Origin of the sequence: Pontibacillus chungwhensis (genome assembly GCF_030166655.1) — a bacterium.
GTDB lineage: Bacteria > Bacillota > Bacilli > Bacillales > BH030062 > Pontibacillus.
The window spans coordinates 1,996,423-2,023,404 of record NZ_CP126446.1 but is presented as its reverse complement, the minus strand read 5'-3'; the positions used below and the strand labels follow the sequence as shown (position 1 = coordinate 2,023,404).

24 protein-coding genes and 1 pseudogene are annotated in these 26,982 nt (G+C 39.9%); all 25 read right to left on the bottom strand.

Going from position 1 to position 26,982, the window contains the following annotated elements; genetic code table 11:
• Positions 1-14: 14 nt before the first annotated feature.
• Positions 15-425: a MerR family transcriptional regulator gene (locus tag QNI29_RS10435; protein ID WP_231416423.1), complete on the bottom strand. Its 411-nt coding sequence runs from the start codon at positions 423-425 to the stop codon at positions 15-17.
• A 138-nt stretch (positions 426-563) separates the two neighbouring features.
• A complete protein-coding gene (locus QNI29_RS10430) occupies positions 564-1,205 on the bottom strand; it encodes a C39 family peptidase (protein ID WP_370635475.1) in 642 nt (213 codons plus the stop codon).
• Positions 1,206-1,601: 396 nt separating this feature from the next.
• A pseudogene (locus tag QNI29_RS10425) lies at positions 1,602-1,865 on the bottom strand (Ig-like domain-containing protein); the annotation flags it as partial.
• A 255-nt stretch (positions 1,866-2,120) separates the two neighbouring features.
• Positions 2,121-3,362 carry a methionine gamma-lyase family protein gene (locus tag QNI29_RS10420; RefSeq protein WP_231416422.1) on the bottom strand — a complete coding sequence of 414 codons (1,242 nt, stop codon included), beginning with the start codon at positions 3,360-3,362 and terminating at the stop codon, positions 2,121-2,123.
• Positions 3,363-3,365: 3 nt separating this feature from the next.
• On the bottom strand, positions 3,366-4,619 hold the full coding sequence (gene hflX / locus QNI29_RS10415; RefSeq protein ID WP_231416421.1) for a GTPase HflX: 1,254 nt from the start codon (positions 4,617-4,619) through the stop codon (positions 3,366-3,368).
• 112 nt (positions 4,620-4,731) lie between these two features.
• Positions 4,732-5,661, bottom strand: a complete 930-nt coding sequence (gene spoVK / locus QNI29_RS10410; RefSeq protein ID WP_370635423.1) for a stage V sporulation protein K — start codon at positions 5,659-5,661, stop codon at positions 4,732-4,734.
• 116 nt (positions 5,662-5,777) lie between these two features.
• On the bottom strand, positions 5,778-6,002 hold the full coding sequence (gene hfq, locus QNI29_RS10405) for an RNA chaperone Hfq (protein WP_036778891.1): 225 nt from the start codon (positions 6,000-6,002) through the stop codon (positions 5,778-5,780).
• Between the two features lie 39 nt (positions 6,003-6,041).
• Positions 6,042-6,977 carry a tRNA (adenosine(37)-N6)-dimethylallyltransferase MiaA gene (miaA, locus tag QNI29_RS10400; protein WP_231416420.1) on the bottom strand — a complete coding sequence of 312 codons (936 nt, stop codon included), beginning with the start codon at positions 6,975-6,977 and terminating at the stop codon, positions 6,042-6,044.
• Positions 6,978-7,182: 205 nt separating this feature from the next.
• The gene (gene mutL / locus QNI29_RS10395; protein ID WP_370635474.1) at positions 7,183-9,021 is read right to left on the bottom strand and encodes a DNA mismatch repair endonuclease MutL; all 1,839 of its coding nucleotides are present in this window, start codon (positions 9,019-9,021) and stop codon (positions 7,183-7,185) included.
• Positions 9,022-9,055: 34 nt separating this feature from the next.
• Entirely contained in the window at positions 9,056-11,656 is a 2,601-nt protein-coding gene (mutS, locus tag QNI29_RS10390; protein WP_231416418.1) for a DNA mismatch repair protein MutS, read from the bottom strand.
• Between the two features lie 181 nt (positions 11,657-11,837).
• On the bottom strand, positions 11,838-12,398 hold the full coding sequence (gene cotE, locus QNI29_RS10385) for an outer spore coat protein CotE (protein ID WP_036778884.1): 561 nt from the start codon (positions 12,396-12,398) through the stop codon (positions 11,838-11,840).
• A gap of 216 nt (positions 12,399-12,614) precedes the next feature.
• Positions 12,615-13,043, bottom strand: coding sequence for a YlbF/YmcA family competence regulator (locus tag QNI29_RS10380; RefSeq protein WP_231416417.1), 429 nt, complete (start codon positions 13,041-13,043; stop codon positions 12,615-12,617).
• Entirely contained in the window at positions 13,044-14,603 is a 1,560-nt protein-coding gene (gene miaB, locus QNI29_RS10375; protein WP_231416416.1) for a tRNA (N6-isopentenyl adenosine(37)-C2)-methylthiotransferase MiaB, read from the bottom strand.
• 159 nt (positions 14,604-14,762) lie between these two features.
• Positions 14,763-15,938 (bottom strand): glycine C-acetyltransferase, encoded by a 1,176-nt coding sequence (locus QNI29_RS10370; RefSeq protein WP_231416415.1) that lies wholly within the window; start codon positions 15,936-15,938, stop codon positions 14,763-14,765.
• 21 nt (positions 15,939-15,959) lie between these two features.
• Positions 15,960-17,000 (bottom strand): L-threonine 3-dehydrogenase, encoded by a 1,041-nt coding sequence (gene tdh / locus QNI29_RS10365; RefSeq protein ID WP_231416414.1) that lies wholly within the window; start codon positions 16,998-17,000, stop codon positions 15,960-15,962.
• 163 nt (positions 17,001-17,163) lie between these two features.
• Positions 17,164-18,093, bottom strand: a complete 930-nt coding sequence (locus tag QNI29_RS10360; RefSeq protein WP_231416413.1) for a dipeptidase — start codon at positions 18,091-18,093, stop codon at positions 17,164-17,166.
• A gap of 190 nt (positions 18,094-18,283) precedes the next feature.
• Positions 18,284-18,544 carry a stage V sporulation protein SpoVS gene (gene spoVS / locus QNI29_RS10355; protein WP_036778868.1) on the bottom strand — a complete coding sequence of 87 codons (261 nt, stop codon included), beginning with the start codon at positions 18,542-18,544 and terminating at the stop codon, positions 18,284-18,286.
• Between the two features lie 108 nt (positions 18,545-18,652).
• Complete coding sequence (locus QNI29_RS10350; RefSeq protein WP_231416412.1) at positions 18,653-19,450, bottom strand: TIGR00282 family metallophosphoesterase; 798 nt, start codon at positions 19,448-19,450, stop codon at positions 18,653-18,655.
• Positions 19,451-19,582: 132 nt separating this feature from the next.
• Positions 19,583-21,145 carry a ribonuclease Y gene (rny, locus tag QNI29_RS10345; RefSeq protein ID WP_231416411.1) on the bottom strand — a complete coding sequence of 521 codons (1,563 nt, stop codon included), beginning with the start codon at positions 21,143-21,145 and terminating at the stop codon, positions 19,583-19,585.
• Positions 21,146-21,503: 358 nt separating this feature from the next.
• A complete protein-coding gene (gene recA, locus QNI29_RS10340) occupies positions 21,504-22,541 on the bottom strand; it encodes a recombinase RecA (protein WP_284526986.1) in 1,038 nt (345 codons plus the stop codon).
• 165 nt (positions 22,542-22,706) lie between these two features.
• Entirely contained in the window at positions 22,707-23,957 is a 1,251-nt protein-coding gene (locus QNI29_RS10335) for a competence/damage-inducible protein A (protein WP_231416410.1), read from the bottom strand.
• A gap of 2 nt (positions 23,958-23,959) precedes the next feature.
• The gene (pgsA, locus tag QNI29_RS10330) at positions 23,960-24,538 is read right to left on the bottom strand and encodes a CDP-diacylglycerol--glycerol-3-phosphate 3-phosphatidyltransferase (protein ID WP_231416409.1); all 579 of its coding nucleotides are present in this window, start codon (positions 24,536-24,538) and stop codon (positions 23,960-23,962) included.
• Positions 24,539-24,623: 85 nt separating this feature from the next.
• Complete coding sequence (locus tag QNI29_RS10325; RefSeq protein ID WP_231416408.1) at positions 24,624-25,601, bottom strand: helix-turn-helix domain-containing protein; 978 nt, start codon at positions 25,599-25,601, stop codon at positions 24,624-24,626.
• Positions 25,602-25,619: 18 nt separating this feature from the next.
• The gene (locus QNI29_RS10320) at positions 25,620-26,411 is read right to left on the bottom strand and encodes a DUF3388 domain-containing protein (RefSeq protein WP_231416407.1); all 792 of its coding nucleotides are present in this window, start codon (positions 26,409-26,411) and stop codon (positions 25,620-25,622) included.
• Between the two features lie 305 nt (positions 26,412-26,716).
• A complete protein-coding gene (locus QNI29_RS10315) occupies positions 26,717-26,974 on the bottom strand; it encodes a DUF3243 domain-containing protein (protein ID WP_188649856.1) in 258 nt (85 codons plus the stop codon).
• Between the last annotated feature and the right edge of the window lie 8 nt (positions 26,975-26,982).

The following is a 26,982-nucleotide window of genomic DNA, read 5'->3' as shown; positions in this document are numbered from 1 at the left end:
TACTTTAGTTTATATTAATGGAAGAATCGTGATAATTCTCCCTGACGCAACGATGATTTACCAAAACGGTTTGCTTGAAATAATTCATTTTTAAGCATTTTTCGTAATTCTTTCTCAGATAATTCTTCTCTTACCTCCTGAATTTCTTCTTCAGAGTATTCAGTTTGAGGTTGAGGTTGTTGAGGCTGCATCGATAACACTTGCTTAATACCAGCAAGATTAACCCCTTTTTCAATTAACGATTTAATTTCTAATAAACGATCAACATCATTGAACGAAAATAAACGTCGATTTCCATCGGAGCGAACAGGATGAATCAAATCATGTTCTTCGTAGTACCGGATCTGTCGCGCAGAAAGGTCAGTAAGTGATTTTACAATCCCTATTGGGAATAGAGGCATCGATCTTCGTAGTTCATCATTCATGATTTAGCCCTCCTTATCGTTACGTTTATTTATATTTATTGTATGTAATGATTCAAATTCTGTCAACACATGTTAGCTTTTTTTACATATTAAAAAAAGCCCTTATGGCGCAAATGAAAACCCATACATAATACCGGGTTACCTTTGAATAACTATAGCCTGGCTTCCCATCTGTTTAAAGGCTTTTTCAAATTGCGAACGATTAACTTTTTGATTCTTTTTTCCATATGGATTATTAATATAAACAGAATCATCCGTATAACCTGTAATGACCACACTGTGAACACTGAAGGTTACATCTATGGCACCTTGAGGCGTAAGCCAAGTTCTAAAATTGCTTACAGGTTGAAACCGGGTAGTTGTAATAATCCAAACAGGCATTCCTTGATTTACATATTCGTATAGTTCAGAAGGATTACTCCCTGTTACATCTTGGGCACGATCACCGACATAACGTTTAGCAAGCTTCACAACCGGTCCGTGATAAGCAGATAAGCCTGGTCCATTTTCCATGTCCCCCACAAACCCTAGATTAGGATTTCCTTTCATACCATTCGAATAGGTTAAAGGAACCCGACTAATTTCTTCAGCTAATTTATTCTTACTCACGTTTATACCATGGTAATGTAACATCATCGCTAAACTTGTTACTTCACACCCGTTGTAAAGTCTAGGCTCATCCATTTGATTTAACAATGGAACATCCATTGGATTCGTAAACTCTTCACCTTTATATAACATCTTATCAGGGACTGATTTACCAACAACATAATGATCCATCCCATTTGCTTGAACTCGATTAATCGGTAGCTCTGTGATATCATCAATTGCATTTATAGGAATAAACATTTCCCCGTCTAGCTCTTTAATCCGGTCACTCATATACTGATCTCCATCTTTCAAGCGAATGACCTCATAGTCTCCTCTGTACAACACATTCCGTCCATTGTATAGTTTTAAAGGTCTTGCACCTTTATCAAGTTGAATGGTTACGTACCCATTCTGATTCTTAAAAATCCATCCAAGCTGTTTTGAAAGTGTTTTGATAGATACATAGATTGTCTCGTTCACTTGATAGACAGAAGGGCTCTCTATCCTTTTGCCGTTTATGTACAATTGTTCCTTTGTAAGAGAAAGATCTTCAAAATCAGACCTTTCAGTAACCGTAAAACTCATTTGTGTGACTGACTGAGATACTGTCCCTTTATTTGACTTTATGTTATCGCTAATTGTGAGCTTGTATTTCTGACCAGGTTCATAGCCACCCTTAGGAGGAATAACCGTTACATGGTTTTGAACAACTTTAAACGATACTGGAATCTTTTCTTCCTCAGAATCTGTTACATAAATGGTTTCACCCGTGATCGTGTCTTTATCTATTGTTGTATTGAAAAAAATAGACCACTGATGATCAGGATGTATGCGATTTTTATCCTCCATGATGGTAAAACCAGAATTCTCCGCGGCTACAAAAGACGGGAAAAATAAAAATGATAATAGAATGATACTAAATCCCAAAGCAATTGACCTCAACTAAAACCCTCTCCCTTACATACTAATTTATTATTGTTCATTTGATCCCCTTAATACTTAGGATTCCATTTCATCTTATGAATTAAAAGGAACCTCAACTTAACACCTAAAAACAAAGCCCCTATAATAAGGATATAGGGGCTTATCTCTGAAGACATTCTATCATGTTAATGCCACTAAACGCTCCACAGCCATTTTAATCGCAATCTTAACATGCGCATAAGTAAGACCACCCTGAACAAAGGCCGTATAAGGAGCTCTAATTGGCCCATCAGCTGTTAATTCAAGACTTCCTCCTTGTACGAAGGTTCCAGCCGCCATGATGACGTCATGCTCATACCCCGGCATATAACTTGGATATGGCGTTACATGTGAATTAATAGGTGAGGCCTTTTGGATCTCCTGGCAAAATGCTATCATTTGTTCGGCTGTCTCAAACGTTACGGATTGGATTAAATCGGTACGCTTTGCTAAATAATGAGGAGTTGTTGCGAACCCTAGCTTCTCTAAGAAACGAGAGGTAAAGACAGCCCCTTTCATTGCTTCCCCTACAACATGAGGGGCCAGAAACAGTCCCTGATACATCTCTTGCAGACTATGTAAGGTAGCACCAGTCTCTTTACCTAGACCAGGGGCTGTTAAACGATAGGCACATTGTTCAACAAGATCAGCTCTTCCTGCAATATATCCCCCTGTTCTTGCTAATCCCCCGCCCGGGTTCTTAATAAGAGAACCGGCAATGAGGTCGGCTCCAACATGAATGGGTTCTTGTTCTTCAGCAAACTCCCCGTAACAATTATCAACAAAGACGATTATTTCAGGATTTATGCCTTTAACATACTCTATCATTTCTTTAATTTCTGCTATCGTAAATGACGGGCGTGCTGCGTACCCTTTTGAACGCTGTATTCCGATTACTTTAGTATGGGGCGTAATCGCTCTTTGAACTTCTTCATAATTGACAGAACCATTATTTAGAAGGTTGACCTGGTTATACCCGATATGAAAATCTTTTAAAGACCCATTACCAGAACCACGTACCCCTACAATCTCTTCTAACGTGTCGTAAGGAGCTCCTGTAATATAAAGAAGTTCATTTCCAGGCCTTAACAAGCCAAACAATGAAATCGTAATGGCATGGGTACCAGATACGATTTGAGGTCGTACGAGAGCATCTTCCCCTCCGAAAACCTCTGCATAAACTTGCTCCAATTTATCTCTCCCCATATCGTCATATCCATAGCCTGTTGTCGGATTGAAATGGGAATCGCTCACCTGCTGATTTCTAAAAGCCCTTAAGACCCGTTCCTGATTATACTCAGCTAGACCATTTATAGATTGGTGAATATCTTTAATATCCTGCTCTGTTTCTACTGCTAATTGTTCTAATTCGTGTTTGTTCATGTTTTACTCTTGTTCCCCTTTATGATTGTTCTTCTTTAGTTGATGGTAAAGCGGATGATCAGCATCGATCCACCCCTTCACAAAGTATTTTTCATCGTCTTCAAGGAAATCGCGTTCCTTGACAATCGAACTAGATTCAACGCGATGAAGGAAATCGCTTTTAGAGGCGTGAATGTACGTCTGAAATGGTTCCCATTCTTCTATGATAACTTCTTCAATTTTATCTAAAAGACGCTTCAAATCAATAGGATCATGGGCACTGATAGTTACAGCTGGCATGGTTGCAGGAAAGAAGTTGTCACTTAAAAGATCTCGCTTATTATAAACGGTTAGCATTGGTAACTGATCTGCTTCTAAATCTTTCAACAGCTTATGCACCGTTTTCTCGTGTTGAATATGATCCGGGTGAGAAGCATCAACTAAATGCAAAATAAAATCAGCTTCTGTCACTTCTTCCAATGTAGAACGAAAAGCTGCAATAAGTGTAGTTGGCAAATCTTGAATAAACCCAACTGTATCAGATAGAAGAGATCTGAAACCTGAAGGAAGTTGAATTTGACGGGTGAGAGGATCTAGTGTCGCAAATAATTGGTCCTCTTCAAATGATTCACTGTTTGTCAATCGGTTGAAAAGCGTTGATTTGCCCGCATTTGTATATCCTACTACAGCAATCTGGAAAGCACGATTTTCTTTACGACGTTTCCTATATTGGTTTCGTTGACTCACTACTTGATCTAAACGGGATTTAATATCATCGATGCGGCGCCTAATATGACGACGGTCCGTTTCAAGCTTGGTCTCACCAGGTCCACGTGTACCAATTCCTCCACCAAGCCGGGACATGTTCTTCCCTTGTCCATAAATACGGGGAAGCATGTACTGAAGCTGAGCAAGCTCAACTTGTAGTTTCCCTTCCTTTGTATTCGCCCTTCTAGCAAATATATCAAGGATTAACTGCGTACGATCAATGATTCCCACGTCTAGGTAATCAGCTAATTTACTCATTTGGCCTGGAGCTAGTTCATCATTGAATATAACCAGTTCAATTTCATTTATCTCAATATAATCCTTTATTTCTTGTAATTTCCCTTCCCCTATGTAGAGAGCAGGGTGTATTTTATTTCGCTTTTGAATAAATATTTTATGTACCTGGCCATGAGCGGTTTCTGTTAAAGACTGTAACTCTTCAATGGATGAATGAAATCGCTCTTGATCATTACCTGGTAATTCGCAAGCTACTATGACTGCTTGTTCCATAACGACATCCCTCACCTTTCTAATCGTGCTCCTATCATAACACAGACCTTATTCTAAAGCGAAAAGTGCTCCCTGAAACGGCCAAAGGAGCCCCTCGAGTTCGAGGAGCTTGCTAAGTCTTTGTTTGAAAAATTAAATCCTGGCCAGTAATCTGCATGAGTTCAGCTGGTGTAAATCGATTCTGTTTCATTATTCTCATCGCTTGCTTACGTATAGATTGTTCAATCACATTTCGAATGTAACGACCGTTTGAAAAACCGCTTCCTCTTTGTTGTTGCATTCGAATTAAGTGATCTTTTAGTTTCCATTCCGCATCTTTAGAGAATTCATATTCTCGTTCTGATGCCATTTGTTTCGCTATGGTCATAAGTTCATCAATCGAATAATCTTTAAAGTCTAAAATAATCGGAAATCTTGACTGTAACCCAGGATTTAAACGTAGGAAACGATCCATTTCGTCCGGATACCCTGCAAGAATTAAGATAAAGTCATTATGATGGTCTTCCATATGCTTCACTAATGTATCAATGGCTTCTTTCCCAAAATCTTTTTCCCCACCGCGGGCAAGAGAGTAGGCTTCATCAATAAACAAAACCCCTCCCATAGCTTTTTTGACAAGGTCTCTCGTTTTTTGAGCAGTATGCCCAATATACTCTCCTACAAGATCTGCACGTTCTGCTTCAATAAAGTGACCTTTAGAAAGCACATTCATTTCATGAAAAAGCTCGGAAATTTTACGCGCTACCGTTGTTTTACCTGTTCCTGGATTCCCTTTAAATAACATATGAAGAACTTGCTTAGAAGGTTTAAGACCTGCTTCTTCTCTTTTCTGATTCACATAAATACTTGCATAAATTTCTTTTACTGTAGATTTCAAATGGTCGAGGCCGATAAAATCTTCAAATTGTGTTTCAATCTTTTGAAAAGGGTTTGCTGTATAAGAAGTTGCTGCGATTTCCCTAGATTCAACTGCTTGATGTTCCCGATCATGAAACATAATATTGATCTGACCATTCTTTTTATAGGTCACTTGCGTATCCAATAGGATCACCCCTTATTCATAGACAGTATACGCAATTATGAGATGGGGTGTGACAAATGCCTATTAACTAACGCCAATAAAAAAAGCAGACTCCTAAATAAGAGTCCGCCTTTCAATTATTCTTTATCTAGCGTAATGGTCTTTGATGGAGCAAATGTAGAAATCGCATGCTTGAAAATTAATTGTTGCTTCCCGTCTGTTTCTAACATGACGGTGAAATTATCGAAAGCTTTAACGACTCCTCGAAGTTGGAAACCGTTAAGCAAAAAGACAGTTACTTGAACATGTTCCTTACGTAGAGTATTTAAAAATTGATCTTGGATATTCACTGTTTGGGCCATGAATCTTCCTCCTCTTTTCTATCTGTGCTTACTATACTTCTATATTTGATTCAGCTTTCCTGCTAAATCATTTAAAATTTCTTCAAACTTTTCTGCAGCGGTTTCCACCGTAACCTCATACCAATCCACGTCCATTTTATTACGGAAATATGTAAGTTGACGTTTTGCATAGCGTCGAGAATTCTGTTTGAGATTTTGAACGGATTCCTCTAGTGATTGTTCATTTTTCACATAAGGGACTAACTCTTTATACCCTATCGCTTTCATACTTTGGGCGTTTTCATACCCTAGTTTGACAAGACGGTCTACTTCATCGAGGAGCCCTTCTTCAATCATTGAATCTACACGAGTGTTAATTCGATTATAAAGCATCTCACGCTCCATATTTAACCCAATTAATATAGGATTGTAAGGCGATGTGGGTTGCTGAGCTTCCTGGTATTCACTCATCGTCATACCCGTTAATTCATAAACCTCTAGCGCCCTTATAACTCGACGTATATTGTTCGGATGAATCTTTGAAGCTTGTTCAGGATCGATCTGTCTCAGTCGATCAAAGAAAGGTTCAACACCTTCTTCTTCTATCCTTTTCTCCATACGCTCCCTAAACTCATCATCTCGTGCCGTTTGAGAAAATTGAAAATCATATAAGACAGACTGAATATATAAACCTGTCCCTCCAGCGATAATCGGCAGCTTTCCCTTTTCAGCAATCTTTTTTATGTAATCCGTTACCTTCTCTTGGAACTCAGCCGCAGAGAAATCGTCCCAAGGCTCCTTAATATCAATCATGTGATGGGGGATTTCTTCCATCTCAGCCTTTGTAACCTTTGCAGTTCCAATATCCATCCCTTTGTAGATTTGCATTGAATCACCGCTTATTATTTCCCCATTAAAACGTTTTGCTATCTCAATGCTCAGAGAGGTTTTCCCAACAGCGGTTGGTCCAACTATCGCTACAACTGGTTGCTTCATTAATAATGCCTCACTTTTTAACGAACAATCGTTCCTTGTAGTAAATTGCTATCGTTATTATACATGTTCTGTTTGAGAAAAGAAAGCCGCGTTTCTATCCACTTTGAATCTGTCTAAAAGGGTAAAAATGAATAGTGGCTAGTCTGGAGCTATATAAAAAACGGACTGAACCCCTTTTGAGGGTTCAGTCCTTGTAAAAGGAAAATTACATGACCCTTTTAAACATCTTTTCCATTTCATATTCAGAAAAATGAACGATGATCGGGCGACCATGAGGGCACGTAAACGGATCAGTAGATTCTCGCAAGTCGTCAAGCAGCCGCTTCATATCCTCATGATTCAAATAATGATTGGCTTTAATAGATCGTTTACAGCTCATTAAAATGGCCGCTTCTTCTCTAAGGTTAGTAATATTTACTTTACGTTCGTCTAATACTTGATCAATCATTTCTTCTATGACTTCTTGTTCATGACCTTTAGGAAACCATTGAGGATGGGAGCGAACAATAAATGTCTGCTCTCCAAAAGATTCTAGAAATAACCCTACTTCATGAAGCTCTTCTAGATTTTCCTGTATCAAAATGGCTTCAGGCTTCGTAACGTCAAATGTCATGGGCATCAGCAATTCCTGCACTTCATTTGTTGTCTCCCCTAATTTATCACGGAAAAACTCATATTTAATGCGTTCCTGTGCAGCATGCTGGTCAATAATGTAAAGCCCCTTTTCATTTTGAGCAAGTATATACGTTCCATGCAACTGCCCAATCGGGTATAAGATCGGGACACGTGCTGTGGGTTCTGCTACAGGTTCCTCACCTTCTCTTACTAAAGGTTGGTCTTCTGTTGAATCTCTATCCACCACAGGGGATGTGGCCTGTTTCACAATTTCTGCATAGTCAGGCTGGCCACTTTCTTTCATCCATTCTGGCTCTTCTCTTACAGTGCTAGAATTAACCGGTGAAGCAGCGGGTTCCGCAATTACCGGAGCTGGCCGTTCATCAAACGAAAAGGATTCTTGAACGGAAGGGTCTTTTTCTTTGGCGCGCTTTGGTTTTTGCTCCACTTCCGGGATCAGGGTTTCTTTACGAAATACACTCGTAACTGCCTCTTGTACGGCATCAAAAAGTTCTTTTTCTTTACTGAAACGCACTTCTAACTTAGCTGGATGAACGTTAACATCGACAAGATAAGGGTCCATTTCAATTTGTAGGACGACTAATGGGTAACGTCCTATAGGAAGGAGTGTATGATACCCTTGTAGTACTGCTTTATTCACAGCAGGGTTTCTAATATAACGGCCGTTTACAATCGTAGACATGTAGTTTCTGGAAGCTCTCGTAATTTCAGGTTTTGCAATATACCCGGTAATCGTAAAATCGAGCGTCTTCGCCTCTATAGGAATCATTTTCTTGGCCGTGGACATTCCGTAAATTTGTGCAATGACCTGTAGGATATCTCCTCTTCCCGTAGTTTGAAAGAGGCGTTTTCCATTGTGGTAACATTCAAAACGAACCCCCGGGTGAGAGAGGGCCATCCGATTCATTACGTCTGTAATATGCCCTAATTCCGTATGAATGGTTTTCATATACTTCAACCTGGCCGGTGTATTAAAGAACAACTCATCAACGGTAATTTCCGTCCCTTGCCTGGCGTCACTTTTATCTTTCTCTTTTAAAGCTCCTCCTTCTAAATAAAGCTTCGTTCCAGCCGCTTCGCCTGTTGAAGATTTAACAGTTAAACGACTGACAGCTGCAATACTTGCCAAAGCTTCTCCTCGGAATCCAAGTGTTTTTACTCGGAAGAGCTCATTTTCATGAGTAATTTTACTTGTAGCATGACGTAAAAATGCTCGTTCGCTATCTTCTTCACTCATGCCTTTCCCATTATCCATGATCTTAATTTTGGAGAGCCCGGCTTCCTCTAGCTCGACTTTCACCCACGTACTTCCTGCATCGATACTGTTTTCTACCAGTTCTTTCACGACAGATGAAGGGCGTTCTACTACTTCACCTGCTGCGATCTTATTGGCTAAGGCATCAGGCATTTGATGAATGGTCGCCACTTTCGCTCCCCCTTTCCTACCTCTTCAATTGCTTTTGCAATGTGTAAAGATGATTCATTGCTTCAATCGGGTTCAACTCTAACAGATCTAGTTCTGATAACTGTTTTAACACTTCATCTTGAACAGAAGTTCTTTCAGGCTGTCGCTTCTTCTCTTGGACAGAGACTGGTTCTTCTTTAAATAAAGATAATTGCTCGTCTGGTTCATCTACGATTTCTTTATTTGAGACAGTTGACGATTCCGCATTTGAACCGCCCTCTAATTGAGCAAGGATTTGATTCGCGCGATCGATCAAACCATCTGGCAATTCCGCAAGCTGAGCTACATGAATACCATAACTTTGATCAGCAGCCCCGTCTTGAATCTGGTGGAGGAACACGACCCGACCTTCGTATTCTTCTGCTCTTACATGGACATTTTTTAAATGGTTCAATGGATCTTCAAGGGCTGTCAATTCGTGATAGTGAGTTGAAAACATGGTTTTAGCATGGATGTTATGATGAATATGCTCCACAATTGCCTGCGCTAAAGCCATTCCATCATAAGTGCTTGTCCCTCTTCCTATTTCATCAAGCAAAATCAAGCTTTTGTTTGTAGCGCGTGTTAAAGCATGTTTAGCTTCTAACATTTCGACCATGAAAGTACTTTGGCCTGAGACAAGGTCATCTGCTGCGCCAATTCTAGTAAAAATTTGATCAAAGATCGGCAGTTTAGCAGCTTCACATGGCACGAAGCAACCAATTTGAGCCATAATAGCCGTTAGCGCTAATTGGCGCATATAGGTGCTCTTACCACTCATATTAGGTCCAGTGATCAGTAGTATGTCTGTATCTTCAGGCATTTCTACATTATTTGGTACAAACGTATCGTTTTGCATAACTTTCTCAACCACCGGGTGGCGACCTTTTTCAATTGAAACTTCTCTGTCCTCTACAAGAGTTGGTCTTGTGTATTGATACTCCTCACTCACTGTCGCAAACCCTTGAAGAACATCAATCGCACTAATTTGTTCGGCTAGCTTTTGAAGTGGACGAATAAACGCCTTAACCTGGTCGCGAACCTCAATAAACAGATCATACTCAAGTTCTACACTTTTTTCCTGTGCTTCTAGTATAAGCGTTTCTTTTTCTTTCAACTCTGGTGTGATATACCTTTCAGCATTAGCGAGTGTCTGCTTTCTTTCATATCTCCCTTCAGGAAGAAGATGAATATTAGCTTTTGTTACCTCAATGTAATACCCAAACACTCGGTTATAGCCAATCTTCAGCTTACTGATGCCCGTTTCTTGACGCTCTTTTCGCTCCAGTTCAGCAATCCATTGCTTCCCGTTCCTTGCTGCATCCCGGTACTCATCTAACTGATTGTTGTACCCATCTTTAATGAGACCTCCTTCTTTAACAGTAATAGGAGGCGCATCCATAATGCTTTTTTCTAAAAGATCATGCACTTCATCAAGGGGCTCCAATTGTTCAGCAAGGGCTTTTAGTTCCTGTTTTTCAAAAGAAGAAAGCAAGGCCTTAATTTCAGGGACACGTCCTATAGAGTGTTTAAGCTGGACTAGATCACGTGCATTTACATTTCCATATGCTACTCTACCGGCAAGTCGTTCTAAATCATATACAGACTTTAAAGATTCTCGAAGAGTTTCTCTTTCAAAGAACTGTTCCATGAATCCTTCCACCTGATTATAACGTTCCTCAATGCTCTCCTTCTGAAGAAGAGGGCGCTCAACCCATTTCTTTAGCATACGGGCTCCCATAGATGTCACTGTTTTATCAAGCACCCAAAGGAGACTACCTTTCTTTCCTTGCTTACGAATGGTTTCCATAAGCTCAAGGTTTCGTTTGGAATACATATCAAGCGTCATGTATTCTTTCAATTGGATTTGATAGACGGGTTTCAAGTGGTCTAAGGATCGTTTCTGGGTGTCTTGTATATAGTTAAACAACTGGCCAAATCCAGTTACAAGGCGGTCATCTTGTAAGTTTTCAACAAGAGGTTGAAAACTTTCCGGAATCATGGTTCTCTCTTGTATTGAGATGGTTACACCAAGACGGTCTTGCAATGCTTTTTGTTGTCCCTCTTCAAAATGAGGCGGAATGATAATTTCTTTAACAGGACGGTTAAAGAGTTCACTAAGCACGCCATCAAACCCATCTTCAAGTAATGCGATGCTATTCTCGCCTGTTGTTAAGTCATTATAGGCTACAACAAAAGTGTTGTTATTAAATGGGGTTATAGAGGCTAAATAGTTGTTCTCATCTTCAGAGAGCATTGCCCCTTCCATAACGGTACCAGGCGTAACAAGTTGTACAACTTCTCTTTTCACGACGCCTTTGGCTGTTTTAGGGTCTTCCACCTGCTCACAGATCGCGACTTTATATCCTTTTTCAATTAACGTTTTAATATAATTAGCAGAAGAATGGTAAGGTACTCCGCACATCGGAATATTTCCTCCATCACGACTTGTGAGTGTGATCTCTAATTCCTGAGCGGCTTTGGTTGCATCTTCATTAAATAATTCATAAAAATCACCTAAACGGAAAAATAAAAAGGCATCTTTATACTGTGCCTTAATTTGCAAATATTGCTGCATCATTGGTGTTTGCTTTGCCATAAAGAATCCTCCACGAACTAAATTCAATTACAACATATTATAGCACATCAACCACCAATAGAACGACCAAATCCTATTGGAAACCTAACACTCTATCACTATAAAGGATGAAAGTGTGTCTGACACCCTTTCATCCTTTATAGCAAAAAAGACCTGACATTTGTCAGGTCTTTGTGTGGAGCTACTCTTCCTCATCTTGTGCGAGAAAGTCTGGATTCACATGTGAGAAGTCATCACTTGAGACATCATATCCCCAGTCATCTTCATCACATACACACCCATCCGGGTCGACTTTGACACAAATCTTTGTCTCGCCAATTACTTCCACAATGAATTCTCTTTCCACATCTACGATAATCTTATGTCCTTGGTGCGCTATGCGCGCTTCTAAACAATTTGGCTGTTGCACGACACGGGCTATAACTTCAAAGTCACAGTCCAAACAGTTCTCATCTTTGATAGATAACGGAACCTTATCGCAGTAATGTACTTTTTCTGTAACGACTTCTGTCTTTGTATTATCGCTGTACGAATACCATACATTGATTTCGTAACTACCAGAAACCTCAACGTAATCGCCCTTTTTCTTTGCATTATAAATGTGGTTGATTACCCAGCATCCTAGAATGCTTGTTGGGCGATGAGATGGTGTTACAGTATTTGTATCTTGGATAAACTTTCTACCCTTACCACATACCGCTTTTGTAATAATCTCACGATACTCCTGATCAAATAACGACATGAGAGCCCAACCTCCTCCTTCTTTGTTCATTCACATACTATGCGAGACATTCGCCCGAAGTGCACAGATCATAAAGATAAATCAATAATCATGGCAGTTTGAAACTTTAGTTCCTACTTCATTCTATGCATGAGCCTAGAAAAATGTACGAAAAGTTTTTTAGAGCCAAAAAAAAAGAGCGCTCTTCATTTGAGAGCACTCTCTTTCCTTTATTGTTTAGTGATCACAAGACCCACCTGATTTAGCAGCGGAACCTGTAGTACCTTCTAACAAATCCCCACCAGTATCACGGATGATTTGATTGGTCACTTCGTTAGCAATCGTATTTGTCACACTCTGCAAGAAATCATTAACAGATGTTTGTGTTTGTTTGAATTCTTCTACAACAGGAATTGCATCCAGTTCAGCTTGTAGGCGATCAATTTCTTTTTCTACTTTCTTTTGAGCTTCTGTTTTTTCATAGTATTGAAAGTTCACCGCTTGCTTTTGAAGCGACTTGATACGGTTAATGTGTTCCTGAACCTTTTTATTTTCATTTAATTTCGCTTCTACTTCCTTAAAACGCGAAATCTCTGGGGTTTCTACTATTTGATGAGCTAATGCTTTCGCTTGTTGGATGACTTCACTTCGTGTATAAGTTGCCAATTATTTCACCTCTACTGCTTCGATCATTTCTCCGTCCAATGACCAAGTCTTGGCTTTCGTTACCCTTACAGGCACAATCTGACCAATTATGGATTTAGGACCACGGAAATTAACGAGCTTATTTTTATCAGTATGTCCAGCTAGTACATCAGGGTTATTTTTACTTTCCCCTTCCACTAGAACATGGACAATTTCATCTTCATATTTCTTCATGGCTTGAGCGGATTGATGATTAATGACTGCATTCAATCGCTGTAAGCGCTCTTTCTTGACTTCCATAGGGACATTGTCCTGCATTTTCGCAGCAGGCGTACCTTCACGTGGAGAATAAATAAACGTATAGGCCCCCTCAAACCCAACTTCTTCGACAAGGGTTAAGGTTTCCTGGAATTGCTCTTCCGTTTCATTTGGAAAACCTACGATAATATCTGTCGTTAACGTTGCATTCGGCATCGCTGTACGAATCTTATCTACTAGTTCAAGGTAACGCTCCCGCGTATACTTACGTGCCATAATCTTTAAGACATCAGAACTTCCTGATTGAACAGGTAAGTGAATGTGATCAAGCAAGTTCCCCCCTTGAGCTAATACTTCGATTAATCGATCATCAAAGTCACGAGGGTGAGAAGTCGTAAAGCGTACACGAGGAATATCAATCTTATGAATCTCATTCATTAAGTCACCAAGACCATAAGTCATATCCTCAAAATCTTTTCCATACGCGTTTACGTTTTGGCCGAGCAAAGTGACTTCTTTATAACCCTGGGCAGCCAGTTGGCGAACTTCCTGAATAATATCTTCAGGTAGACGACTACGTTCCTTCCCTCGTGTATAAGGAACAATACAGTATGTACAGAACTTATCACACCCATACATAATATTGACCCAAGCTTTTATGTTTCCTTTACGCTCCCGAGGCAGGTTTTCTACAATGTCCCCTTCTTTAGACCATACCTCAACAACCATCTCTTTTCCAAAGAGTGCTTCTTTCACCAGGTAAGGAAGGCGATGAATATTATGTGTACCGAATATTAAATCTATAAATTGATGCTTTTGTAAAATACGGTTAACCACGGATTCCTCTTGCGACATGCACCCACATACCCCTAAAAGCAAGTCTGGTTTCTCTCGCTTCAAGGATTTCAAGTGCCCGATCTCACCAAACACCTTATTTTCAGCATTTTCACGAATCGCACATGTATTAAGTAAAATAATATCCGCTTCTTTTTGATCGCTTGTAGATTCATAGCCCATATCCGTAAGTATACCAGCCATCACTTCTGTATCATGTTCATTCATTTGGCAACCATAAGTTCGAATGAGAAATTTTTTGCCGTTCCCCAAACCTTTAAGGTCTTCTGGGATTTCGAAATCATAATGGACACTCACATCTTCTTTCCCACGTTTCTTAGCGCTTTTCAAAGATGGTGGTTGATAGGTGGTTTCAAAATATTTAGCAAAATCTTCTGTAGTCTTCTCTTTTAAAGGTTTATCCTTAGCAGTCTTGTCCTGTTCAGGCTGTTGAATGGAACCCATTTCTTTGCGTTGTTGTTCATTCATTCAGAGAACTCCTTTCACACTGTCTCTAATTGTAATATTATATCAGTCTCTGACCTTAAAATAAAAGAAAATTTCGTGAACATATGTAGAAATGAATGAAGAAAAGCCCTTCCCCGTTAAAGGAAGAGCATTATCAACAGCGAATGGTTCGGTCATGGCTTACAAAAGGCCAAGTGTCTTCCCAGCACGTCCAAAAGCATCCAGCGCTTCTTGAAGCTCTTCTTTTGAATGCTCCGCAGTCACAATAGTGCGGATACGCCCTTTGCCTTTAGGTACAGTCGGGAAAACAATCCCTTGAGCAAACACGCCTTCATTAAATAACTCATCAGAGAACTTATGGGTTAGCGCATCATCCCCGATCATGACAGGTGTAACTGGTGTTTCACTAATGCCCGTATCAAAACCCATTTCCTTCAAACCATCTTTAAAGAATTTTGTGTTATCCCAAAGTTTCTCGATCAATTGAGGTTCCTCAAGCAAAACATCGATTGCTGCATCACACGCCGCTGTTACAGCAGGTGGATGAGATGTACTAAACAAGAAAGGACGTCCTTTATGAATTAGATACTCTTTTAAGGTCTGAGAAGTGGCTACATACCCTCCCAGGACACCAATGGCTTTACTTAGTGTTCCCACCTGAATATGAACACGACCATCAAGACCAAAATGGTTAACCGTTCCTCGTCCATTTTCACCAAGTACCCCACTAGCATGAGCGTCGTCCACCATGATAAGGGCATTATACTTCTCAGCAAGTTCTACAATTTCAGGTAAAGGAGCAATGTTTCCATCCATTGAAAAAACACCATCTGTTACCACAAGGCGGGTGCGATAATCACTTGACTCCTTCAACTTGTCTTCAAGTGATTGCATGTCCACGTGCTTATAGATTTTTCTGGCTGCTTTTGTTAAGCGAATTCCATCAATGATAGAAGCATGATTCAGTTCATCTGAAATTACAACATCTTCCTCATTTAGCATAGAAGATAAAACTCCCTGGTTGGTTGTAAATCCAGATTGAAATACTAGAGCTGCTTCCGTATGTTTAAACTTAGCTAACTTCCGCTCGTACTCTTCGTGCATAGAAAGTGTCCCTGCAATGGTTCGAACGGATCCAGTTCCAACACCATAATCTCTAACAGCTTCTTCTGCAGCTTCTTTAAGTCTTGGATGTGACGTTAATCCAAGATAATTGTTCGAGGAAAGTTGGATGACATCTTTCCCTTTAATCATAACTCGTGAACCTTGAGCAGATTCCAGAGGGATTAGTTCTCTGAATGTCCCTTGATCTTTCATTTCTTCTAATTCGTTTTGTAAATATTCAAATCCCTTCATATAGCGAAACCCTCCTAAAGTTTATGGATGCAGTACAACTTTACCGCATTTACCCTCATTCATTAATTCAAAGCCCTTCTCGAATTCTTCAATCGGTAAGTGGTGAGTAAGTATAGGACTTACATCTACTTGTTCTGATTGCAATAAGCGAGAAACTTGTTGCCATGTTTCAAACATCTTCCGTCCTGTAATTCCTTGTACATGTATCCCTTTAAAGACCACATCATTTGTAATGTCAATATGTACTGGTTTTACCGGAAGACTGAGAATCGAAACTCTCCCGCCATTCGTAACCATTTTGAACCCCTGGTCCATTGCGACAGGGTGACCGCTCATTTCACAAACAACATCTACTCCATGTCCATCTGTGAGGTCTTTAGCTTTCTTAACGGGGTCTTCTTTCCCTGAATGAACAGTAACGCTTGCCCCCATCTTTTCAGCCAGCTCTAAACGATAAGGATTTACATCAAAGGCTAATACAAGGGAGGCTCCTGCAGCCTTCGCCACGCCTACAGCCATAAGTCCAATCGGCCCACATCCAATAATCGCGATCGTTTTACCAGCCACATCACCATTTAAAACCGTATGTACTGCATTCCCCATCGGTTCTTGTATAGATGCCATATCGACAGGCATATCCACCGGGTTCTTCCACATGTTCTCTTCAGGTAAGGCGACGTACTCAGCAAAACAGCCTTGTGTATCGACTCCAATAATTTTTGTGTTTTCACAAATATGAAATTGTCCTGTTAAACATTGTGGACACTGATGACAGACAATATGCGTCTCTGCACTTACATAGTCACCAACCTGGACTTTCGTTACTTTTTCTCCAACTTCGACTACTTCTCCTGCAAACTCGTGCCCAAATACATAGGGTGGCTTTACTCGACTTTCTGACCATTCATCCCAATTGTAAATATGGACATCTGTCCCACAAATCGATGTTGCCTTCACTTTAATCAAAACGTCCAAGTCTCCGACTTCCGGGATGTCAACTTCTGTTAATTCCGCTCCTGGTTCTCTCTTGTGTTTCATAATCGCTTTCATTTTTCCATTCATGACGAACACTAACCCCCTCTAAAAACTCCTTATAATACTATTAATATCACAATTCAAGATATTAATCTAGCATATTTTATTTTGGTGTTCACATGAAACGGACAAATGCACACGATAAGAAAACGCTTTCAATGAAAATGTTTTTAAATCAACGATTTCAGCCTTATATCTTCCTCGGAAAAGTTCGAATAAAATTCTCATAACATACCTTTTTCACTGTCTCCCCCTTAAAATGGGTGGTAACCATTTGCGATATGAATGATTCATAATCTGTATAATCTTCAAGACCTGTAACCACTTTATCAGTACCATCAAAATCAGATCCAAACCCTAATGAATTTTCACCGCCGAGGTTGATGATATGTTTCATGTGACGAACCACATCTTTCCGAAACGCTTCAAGAGACAAATTTAAAAACTCTGTCACGTAGGTTACACCAATAAAAGCCCTCTTCTCAATAAGCGCCCTCAATTGTGCATCATCCAGGTTTCTCGGATGGGGAGCAACAGCATATGCGTTAGAGTGGCTAGCCATTGGATACTCCGCAAGTTGTATCGCATCCCAAAAACCCTTATAAGAAACATGGGATACATCGGTCCAAATTCTCTCCTGATTTAAATAATAAACAACTTCCTTCCCGAAATCAGTTAGACCTGCACCTCTAGACTCACCTACTCCGTCAGCTACAGCATTGCCTTGATTCCACGTTAATCCCACTGCTCTTACCCCTAATTGAATTAAGGTTTTCAAGCGACTGATCTGATCACTAATAGGATGACACCCTTCAAGCGTTAAAACCGCACCCCTTTCATTCGGTGCTAGTGATAAGATATCTTCTTGGTTTTTCACCCACACAATCTCTTTATAAGGATCAATGATTCGTTCTTTAAACAACTGAACCATTTCTAAAGCCACATCAAACTGCGCAGCACCTGCAACCGTTTCTGGGACGAATATCGCAAAACACTGAACTTTAACAGGTGACCTCATCCATTTTTCAAAGTTTACTTGTAAATCAGAACTATTGAAGAAAGAGCGTTCAGGGTTCTCCCACAACTTCCATAACACATCACAATGAGCATCAATAATCATGTTGGTCCTCCTTGTTGTCTTTATAAACGAGACAAAATAAAAATAGGGCTCTCTTAAGAGAATCCTGATACAATCTGCAGATTGATCTAGAAGTATTCCTAAGCGAGCCCTATTTAATTACTAGTAGGAAAATGGTTTCAAGCATATAAAAGGGGTGTCCCAAAAAAAGATAGGGGACACCCTTATTGAGTTATCTTGGCTCAACTATAAGTTTAATAGCCGTACGTTCTTCCTCGTCAATCATAATATCCGTAAAGGCAGGGATACAAATCAGATCAACACCACTCGGAGCCACGAATCCTCGAGCGATTGCTACCGCTTTCACGGCCTGATTTAGAGCACCAGCGCCGATAGCCTGAATTTCTGCTGAGCCGCGTTCTCTTAGCACGTTCGCAAGTGCACCTGCTACAGAATTAGGGTTCGATTTTGCTGAAACTTTTAATATTTCCACTACTAGTTCCTCCTTCGTAACCTAAGATTCTTCCATTTCTACTATATTCATGGAGTTGAAAAGTTATTCCCTCCTATTATGAACGAATTTTTCTAAAAATTCAAATAATCAGTTAAAAAATGGATGATCATCGTTAATTAGAATTCGTTCAACTTTACGCGCCTTACCGGAGGAGGCATCCACATCAACAAGGAATGCACTTAATTGTGTTCTTCCCGTTTTTGGAACTTCGAAACGTACTGGTAAATTTGTAAGAAATTTCTTTATTACCGCTTCTTTTTCTGTTCCTAGTATTTCATCATAAGGCCCGGTCATCCCCACGTCTGTGATATAAGCTGTTCCATCTGATAGAATACGATCGTCTGCCGTTTGTACGTGCGTATGAGTTCCTACAACTGCGCTCACTCGCCCATTCAAATACCAGGCGAGCGCTTGCTTTTCTGAAGTCGCTTCAGCATGGAAATCTACAAAAATTAGATTTGTTCGTTTCTTAGCCTCTTTAACTAGTTCATCCGCTTTCTTAAATGGATCATCTAGCGGTGGCATGAATGTTCTACCTTGCAAGTTGATAATAGCTAACTCTACTCCGTTATCTTTTACATACATGATGCCATCACCAGGGGTGCCCTCTGGGAAATTAGCAGGGCGGATCATCTTATCCGCATCATCAATAAAATCAAAAATTTCTTTTTTATCCCAAGCGTGATTACCTAGCGTAACGGCCTGAGCGCCAAGCTCAATAAACTTCTGATAAATTTTATGATTAATTCCCTTACCTGAAGCGGCATTCTCTCCATTGATAATGGTAAAATGCGGCTGATAAGCGTTTTTTAATTTAGGTAAGTAATCTTCTACCATCTGACGGCCCGGTGAGCCCACTACATCTCCAACGAATAATATTTTCATGTTTAGTCCCTCTCTTGTTTCATTTGTTTCAGTAGTACACAGTCTTCAATATCCTTCAACTAACTGTGTGGCTGTTTTTAGTATTATACATAGGTTTATCCATAAAATAAAGCGACCCTGAGGGCCGCTTTATTATTTAGCATATTCAACTGCTCTTGTTTCACGAACAACGGTTACTTTTATATGACCTGGATAATCCAACTCACCTTCTATACGGTTACGAATATCTCTGGCAAGTTGAACAGATTTTAGATCATCAATCTCTTCTGGTTTCACCATAATACGAACTTCTCGTCCAGCTTGAATGGCAAAGGATTTCTCTACCCCGTCATAGGACTCAGAAATCTCTTCAAGCTTCTCTAAGCGTTTAATATAGTTCTCGAGTGTTTCACTACGTGCTCCAGGACGAGCGGCAGACAGAGCATCCGCTGCTGCTACAAGGACAGAAATAACAGACGTAGGCTCTTCGTCTCCGTGGTGTGAAGCAATCGCATTAATGACGGTATCATTTTCATTATATTTCTTCGCTAATTCTACACCAATTTCAACGTGACTACCTTCTACTTCATGGTCAATCGCCTTACCAATATCATGTAGCAATCCTGCACGTCGAGCTAACGTTTCATCTTCTCCTAGCTCCGCAGCTAACAGTCCAGATAAGTAAGCAACCTCTGTAGAGTGTTTCAATACATTTTGACCGTAACTTGTACGATATTTCAAACGGCCTAATATTTTCACAAGGTCTGGGTGTAATCCGTGAACGCCTACTTCAAACGTAGTCTGTTCACCAACTTCACGGATAAACTCATCAACTTCTCGACGTGATTTTTCGACCATTTCTTCGATTCGTGCTGGGTGAATTCGTCCATCTTGAACTAGTTTCTCAAGCGCATTACGCGCAATTTCTCTTCTAACTGGATCAAATCCAGAAAGAATTACAGCTTCTGGGGTATCATCAATTATAAGATCAATTCCCGTGAGTGTTTCAAGAGTACGGATATTACGCCCTTCACGACCTATAATCCGGCCTTTCATTTCATCGTTCGGTAAGTTTACAACGGAGACCGTTGTTTCAGCAACGTGGTCAGCAGCACAACGTTGAAGAGCAAGTGAAAGGATATTCTTCGCTTTCTTGTCCGCTTCTTCTTTAGCACGGTTTTCTGCTTCTTTAATCATAAGTGCTGATTCATGAGCAACTTCCTGTTCCACACGTTCTAATATAACCTGCTTCGCTTGATCGGTAGTGTATCCTGAAATGCGCTCAAGCTCAGTTTGTTGCTGCTTTTTCATGTCATCCACTTTGCTTTCCGTTTCTTCAATTTGTTGTTGTTTTTCAGTTAATGATTCTTCTTTCTTCTCTAAGGTTAGTTCACGCTTATCAAGCGTTTCACTTTTCCGATCCAGATTCTCTTCCTTTTGCATCAAACGGCTTTCTTGCTTCTGAAGCTCTGTACGTCTTTCGCGAATTTCTTTTTCGGCTTCTTGACGAAGTTGGTGATTCTCTTCTTTCGCTTCAAGAAGGGCTTCCTTCTTGGCTGCATCTGCATTTCGATGACCTTCTTCTACAATTTGCTTCGCCAAATCTTCAGCACTAGAAATCTTCGCTTCCGCAATGGACTTCCGAACCCAATAACCAACAACATAAGCGATGATGACGAAAAGCAAAATGAGGATGATTGTAGTTACGTTATCCATACCATTCACCTCCTCTTGCTTTTTCACTTTTTACCATACATGTTTGTCGGCATGTACATGTTTGTTTCATTTTCATTTTCATTTTCGTTTTTAAAGATTCAAAACATTTCGTATAAAGTTAAGAAAAATGAAAATTATACATATTAATTTTAAGCTTGACTACGTGTATTGTCAAGGAAGCGTCCAATTTCTCCCTCTATTTCATTCATTCTCTAACATATTCACTCACGTAATAGAGAAAAAGTAGGGATCAGCCCTCCTCATTACACACCTTCTAAAGAGACGCTTATAAGAAACTATGGCATTATGTAGGAAAAAATCCTGCAAAAATGCAGGATTTTTCTTGACGATCTATTTATTACACATCTAGCGTATCTTGATTTTTGGTTTCTTCAGCACCTTCTGGATCATCATACATATCATAGTGCTGACGAATCTTAGTGTTAATTTCATTATAACGGTCTGGATTTTCTTTTAGGTAAGCTTTTGCATTTTCACGACCTTGACCCATTCGTTCATCGTTATAAGAATACCATGAACCACTTTTAGTAATTATATCAAGATCAGTACCAATATCGATAAGCTCGCCTTCCTTAGAAATTCCTTCACCATACATGATATCTACTTCAGCTTGCCTGAACGGAGGAGCTACTTTGTTCTTCACGACTTTAATCTTCGTTTTGTTTCCGACCATTTCATTTCCTTGTTTCAACGTTTCAGCTCGGCGCACCTCTAATCGTACTGATGAATAGAACTTAAGAGCACGACCACCTGGAGTTGTTTCAGGGTTACCAAACATAACCCCTACTTTCTCACGGATTTGGTTAATAAACATAGCTGTTGTTTTCGACTTGTTAATCGCACCGCCAAGTTTACGAAGAGCTTGGGACATAAGACGAGCTTGAAGACCTACGTGAGAGTCTCCCATTTCGCCTTCAATTTCAGCTTTAGGAACTAAGGCTGCTACTGAGTCAATAACGATGATATCAATTGCTCCACTTCGAACTAGTGCTTCCGCAATTTCAAGTGCTTGTTCCCCGGTGTCAGGTTGAGATAGCAACAGATTCTCGATATCGACACCTAAGGCACGTGCATAAACCGGATCAAGCGCATGTTCAGCGTCGATGAAAGCAGCTTGTCCACCTTGACGCTGTGCCTCAGCTATGGCATGAAGGGCTACTGTTGTTTTACCAGAGGATTCTGGTCCATACACTTCTACAATACGGCCGCGAGGATAGCCACCTACCCCAAGAGCCACATCCAGTGCTAGAGAACCACTTGGTACTGTATTTATTTTCATTTCGGCTTGTTCGCCCAATTTCATAATGGAACCCTTACCGAATTGTTTTTCTATTTGACGAAGAGCCATATCTAACGCTTGTTTACGATCGCTCACTTTGTTTCCCCCTTACGAATTAACTACTCCTATCATAACGCGTTTTCGATCATTTGCCAACAAAAATGCGAATAAATGTTCCCTATTTTTATGAAGGTGTTCTTGTTTGAAATTTAACTATTCCCTCTTCAAATGTCTATTTTCCCAAATACCGCACAAGAGAAATTACGATTTTAATAAATAATATAAAAGTTCAAATCCTTTTTTCACACTACGGTGTCTTATCATATCACGATCACCATTAAAGTGAAAACATTTAACAATCGGTTGGTTGTCATCAACATAAATACCAATATAAACCGTTCCGACTTCTTTCCCTTCTGAAGCTGTTGGACCAGCTACACCTGTAAAACTAATCCCGATATCAGAACGAAGTTTTTCTGTAATATTTACAGCCATAGACAAGGCGCACGCTTCCGATACTGCCCCGTATTCTTCTAGAACAAGGCTTGGGATATCTAATACATTTTCTTTCGCTTCATTGGAATAGGCCACAATTCCACCCTTACATATGGAAGAAGCCCCTTCAAATGAAACGATATTATCAACGAATCGACCACCAGTTAAACTCTCAGCAGCACTTATTGATAAATTATTTTCTTTAAGTAACTCCATAACTTTGCTTTGAATACTGTCATCATCTGTTCCATAAAAGTACTCGCCGACGCGTTCTTTAATTTCTCGTTCAGCTTTTTCAATAAGAGATACTGCAACTTGCTCGTCATCTGCTCTCGCTGTAAGACGAAGTCCTACCTCTCCAGCACTGGCTAAAGGGGCGATTGTAGGGTTGGTTTGTCCATCTATTAAGTCTTTTAAATCATGTTCGAGCTGAGATTCTCCAATTCCGATAAAACGTAACATGCGAGATTTGATGGTTTGATTAATGGAAAAATGCTTCTCTATATACTTAAATCCATCATCTTGTAGGATCGCTTTCATTTCTCGGGGCACGCCCGGGAGAAACACCCATAATGTATCACCATCTTGAACGGCGAAGCCTGGCGCCATACCTACACGATTACTTAGAAGAACCCCACCTTCGATAATACGCGCCTGACGCTTATTATTCGGCGTCATTTGCTGATTATTTCGAGCATAGTAAGATTCGATTGAAGCTAATGCTTCATCATCCTGCACAATTTCTTTTCCCATGACTTTAGCGGCTGCTTCGCGAGTTAGATCATCATCAGTAGGGCCTAATCCTCCCGTAATGATAACAAGATCAGAACGTTCTGCCGACTCTTTAAACTGAGATTGGAGCCTGTTCAAATTATCTCCTACAACTGTATGATAAAATACTCCAACCCCTCTGTTTGCTAATTCTTGAGAAACCCATTGAGCATTGGAATTTACAATTTGACCCAAAAGCAACTCTGTTCCAACTGCAATAATCTCACCTTTTACGAGTTGTGTCATAATTATTTAGATCCTTTCATTACGTGCCAGTTCTTCATAAAGTACTCAACACCTGACACGACTGTAATTATCATAGCTAAATATAACGCTATCGTACCAAACGGGAAACCTATATAGGAAAACGGAAAATTATGAAGCAAGAGAGCAGAAGCGGCAATAATCTGAATCCACGTTTTTAATTTACCCATTTGCCCTGCCGCAAGTACAATTCCTTCTCCAGCAGCTACTAAACGTAAACCTGTTACCGCAAATTCCCTGCTAATAATTAAGATCACAATCCACGCCGCTGCAAGATCTAATTCCACGAGTGATATGAGCGCAGCTGATACGAGTAATTTGTCTGCAAGGGGATCCAAAAATTTACCTAAATTCGTTACCAAATTATATTTCCGGGCATAGTATCCATCAACCCAGTCCGTTACAGAAGCTACTATAAATAAAATAGCTGCAATTAAATGGGAAACGGGCAATTCGCTCTCTCCAATATCAAGAGTCCCCCAATTAAAAGGAACAGATAACAAGATCATAAAAATAGGAATCATCAAAATCCTTGAAATCGTAATTTTATTCGGTATATTCATCTTCACTAGACCTCCAATAGTCTCTCTTAATCAAATATAAAATACAAGAAGGGAGCCCCATCGTCAAGATGACTCCCTTCTGGTGTTATTCTGCTGAAGCTTTCATTAAACGAATTTTTTGTACGTCTTGAACGTCTGGAGAAATCGGATATTTTAGATCCTGACCATTTACCTTAAGTTTAACTCCTGGCGTGCGACCAATATTAATTGTCGCTTCTTTTTGTCCGCTCAGGTCTACCTCCTGGCCATCTTTGATGCCATTCTCCATAAAAATGATACTTCCTGAAGCATCACGAATGTCTACGTAACTTGTAGAACCATTTACTGTTGAAAAAGTGACCTTCATTTCATCGGCGTTCTTAAGCTCATAAACAGATATTGGTGTCGTCCCATTTGATGGTTTACCTTTTTCCTTCAATACAAGCTCTTGCTTCGGTTCTTCTTTGGCTTTTTCTGCTTCATCAGCTTTTTGCTCATCTTTACTTTCATCCGTTTTATCTTCCTTTGGCTGATCGGTTGAAGAGTTATCCGATTGATCATCTCCCGATTTTTTCTCGCCCTCATCTTGCTTTTGATCTTCATCGCTTTGTGCATCATCGGATCGTTCATACATATCCACTGTATCGTCTTCTTGCTGAGGCTGGTTTCCATTATCTCCTTCAGAACCCATGGATTTCTGATAGAAGAAGAGAGCTGTAGCAAGAATACCGACAATAAGTAAAATAATTATTAACTTCGGTAAAAAGGACATAAATGCCGAATTTTTACCTGAGGAGGATTCATCTTTATGCCTTTGAAGACGGGTATATTGAATATACTCTTCCTCACTTGAGGAGGGCAGCTCACCTTTATGCTCTTCCATTAACGCTTCCGGGTCTAAACCGACCGCTTCTGCATACTGACGTATAAAAGCTCTTGTGTAGAACTTACCTGGCATAATGCTGAAATTCCCTTTTTCAATCGCTTGTAAATAACGAGTTTGAATTTTCGTTTCGTTTTGCACATCTTCAAGGGACATGTTTTGTGATTCTCTTGCTTCCTTTAATCTAGCACCTATTTCCATTGCATAACACCTTCCATCTTAAAAATCAAACATGGAAAAGCCGTCTTTTTGATCTAAGTCTGGCTTGTCGACTGTTTCATATGTAATTTCTTCATTCTCGTCATTTCTAAGCTCAAGAATATAATCAAAATCGTCCAGTTTGTATTCTGTTTCTCGTACGAGCATATCAGGATGCTCAACAACCTTTGTTGCAGGTAAACGCATAATCTCACGTACCAATTGCCAGTGGCGTTCATTTGCTCGCCGTGTAGACACAATCCCATCTAGAATATAAACATTATCAGAAGAATACTCATCTTCAATCAATTGACTGCGTATCGTCTGCTTTAACAATGTACTAGAGACAAACAACCACTTTTTATTAGCAGATACACTAGCTGCGACAATGGACTCTGTCTTCCCAACTCGTGGCATCCCTCTAATTCCAATAAGTTTATGTTCCTCTTTCTTAAATAGCTCTGCCATGAAATCAACTAACAAACCAAGGTCTTCACGCACAAAACGAAACGTTTTCTTATCATCAATATCGCTATGTATATATCTGCCATGCCTAACAGCTAAACGGTCCCGCAGTTTAGGACGACGAAATTTCGTAATGCTAATCGTATCCATTGTTTCAAGTATGGATCTTAAGCGATTAATCTGCTCATCGTTTTTACAAAGCAAAAGCATTCCTCGTCTGGAATCCTCAACCCCATTTATTGTAATAATATTAATGGAAAGCATTCCTAAAAGTGAGGAGATATCTCCTAATAAACCAGGTCGGTTAACCTGAATTTCATATTCTAAGTACCACTCTTTCTTTTCCATATCACAACTCCTTCCTAGCCATATTTCTTCTATAAAAAGACCGAGTCAAGTCACTCGATTGATCCATAAACTTTTCCAATTCAAGTTTTTTGAATACTATTACTATCATAAATGATTTTCAAATATTAGAAAAGGATATAATGTCTTGATTTCTGAAACGTTTCGTATTGCCTTTACTCATCTATTCCTATACGTACCCAAACCACCGGTTAATCAATCATTTTTCCTTAAAATCAACCATCAGCCATATACCAATTTTACTCAAAAAAAAAAAAAAAAAAATAAGAGGGGATCCCCCCCTCTTATTACTTGGTGCCGTTATTATGAACTAACTTCACCATCATGTTTGCAATAGCGTGTTGTTCTTCTTTAGAAGCAACACTCCACAGATCACGAAGAACTGCTTCCTGATCATTCTTTGCATCCACTTGGTTTGCTAAGTAATCGCCTACTTCATAAGCTAATTCTGATACGGCACGGTCATCTAACCCATCGCCTTCAGCTTGATGGAGACGATCCCCTAGAAAGTCTTTCCATGAACCCCAGTTATCTAATACAGACATGGTTTTTC

Bases quoted from the DNA above. Each gene is read 5' to 3' on its own strand.
- mutL (WP_370635474.1), bottom strand. From the start codon at position 9,021: ATGCCTGATGCCTTAGCCAATAAGATCGCAGCAGGTGAAGTAGTAGAA.
- QNI29_RS10360 (WP_231416413.1), bottom strand. From the start codon at position 18,093: ATGATTATTGATGCTCATTGTGATGTGTTATGGAAGTTGTGGGAGAAC.
- hflX (WP_231416421.1), bottom strand. From the start codon at position 4,619: ATGGAACAAGCAGTCATAGTAGCTTGCGAATTACCAGGTAATGATCAA.
- QNI29_RS10350 (WP_231416412.1), bottom strand. From the start codon at position 19,450: ATGAAAATATTATTCGTTGGAGATGTAGTGGGCTCACCGGGCCGTCAG.
- cotE (WP_036778884.1), bottom strand. From the start codon at position 12,398: ATGTCGTTATTTGATCAGGAGTATCGTGAGATTATTACAAAAGCGGTA.
- QNI29_RS10420 (WP_231416422.1), bottom strand. From the start codon at position 3,362: ATGAACAAACACGAATTAGAACAATTAGCAGTAGAAACAGAGCAGGAT.
- hfq (WP_036778891.1), bottom strand. From the start codon at position 6,002: ATGGCCCAAACAGTGAATATCCAAGATCAATTTTTAAATACTCTACGT.
- QNI29_RS10325 (WP_231416408.1), bottom strand. From the start codon at position 25,601: ATGGAAATAGGTGCTAGATTAAAGGAAGCAAGAGAATCACAAAACATG.
- tdh (WP_231416414.1), bottom strand. From the start codon at position 17,000: ATGAATGGAAAAATGAAAGCGATTATGAAACACAAGAGAGAACCAGGA.
- miaA (WP_231416420.1), bottom strand. From the start codon at position 6,977: ATGAAGCAACCAGTTGTAGCGATAGTTGGACCAACCGCTGTTGGGAAA.
- QNI29_RS10370 (WP_231416415.1), bottom strand. From the start codon at position 15,938: ATGAAGGGATTTGAATATTTACAAAACGAATTAGAAGAAATGAAAGAT.
- QNI29_RS10335 (WP_231416410.1), bottom strand. From the start codon at position 23,957: ATGACACAACTCGTAAAAGGTGAGATTATTGCAGTTGGAACAGAGTTG.
- miaB (WP_231416416.1), bottom strand. From the start codon at position 14,603: ATGAATGAACAACAACGCAAAGAAATGGGTTCCATTCAACAGCCTGAA.
- QNI29_RS10435 (WP_231416423.1), bottom strand. From the start codon at position 425: ATGAATGATGAACTACGAAGATCGATGCCTCTATTCCCAATAGGGATT.
- pgsA (WP_231416409.1), bottom strand. From the start codon at position 24,538: ATGAATATACCGAATAAAATTACGATTTCAAGGATTTTGATGATTCCT.
- QNI29_RS10430 (WP_370635475.1), bottom strand. From the start codon at position 1,205: ATGGATCATTATGTTGTTGGTAAATCAGTCCCTGATAAGATGTTATAT.
- QNI29_RS10315 (WP_188649856.1), bottom strand. From the start codon at position 26,974: ATGTCTGTATTAGATAACTGGGGTTCATGGAAAGACTTTCTAGGGGAT.
- rny (WP_231416411.1), bottom strand. From the start codon at position 21,145: ATGGATAACGTAACTACAATCATCCTCATTTTGCTTTTCGTCATCATC.
- mutS (WP_231416418.1), bottom strand. From the start codon at position 11,656: ATGGCAAAGCAAACACCAATGATGCAGCAATATTTGCAAATTAAGGCA.
- QNI29_RS10320 (WP_231416407.1), bottom strand. From the start codon at position 26,411: ATGGAAAAGAAAGAGTGGTACTTAGAATATGAAATTCAGGTTAACCGA.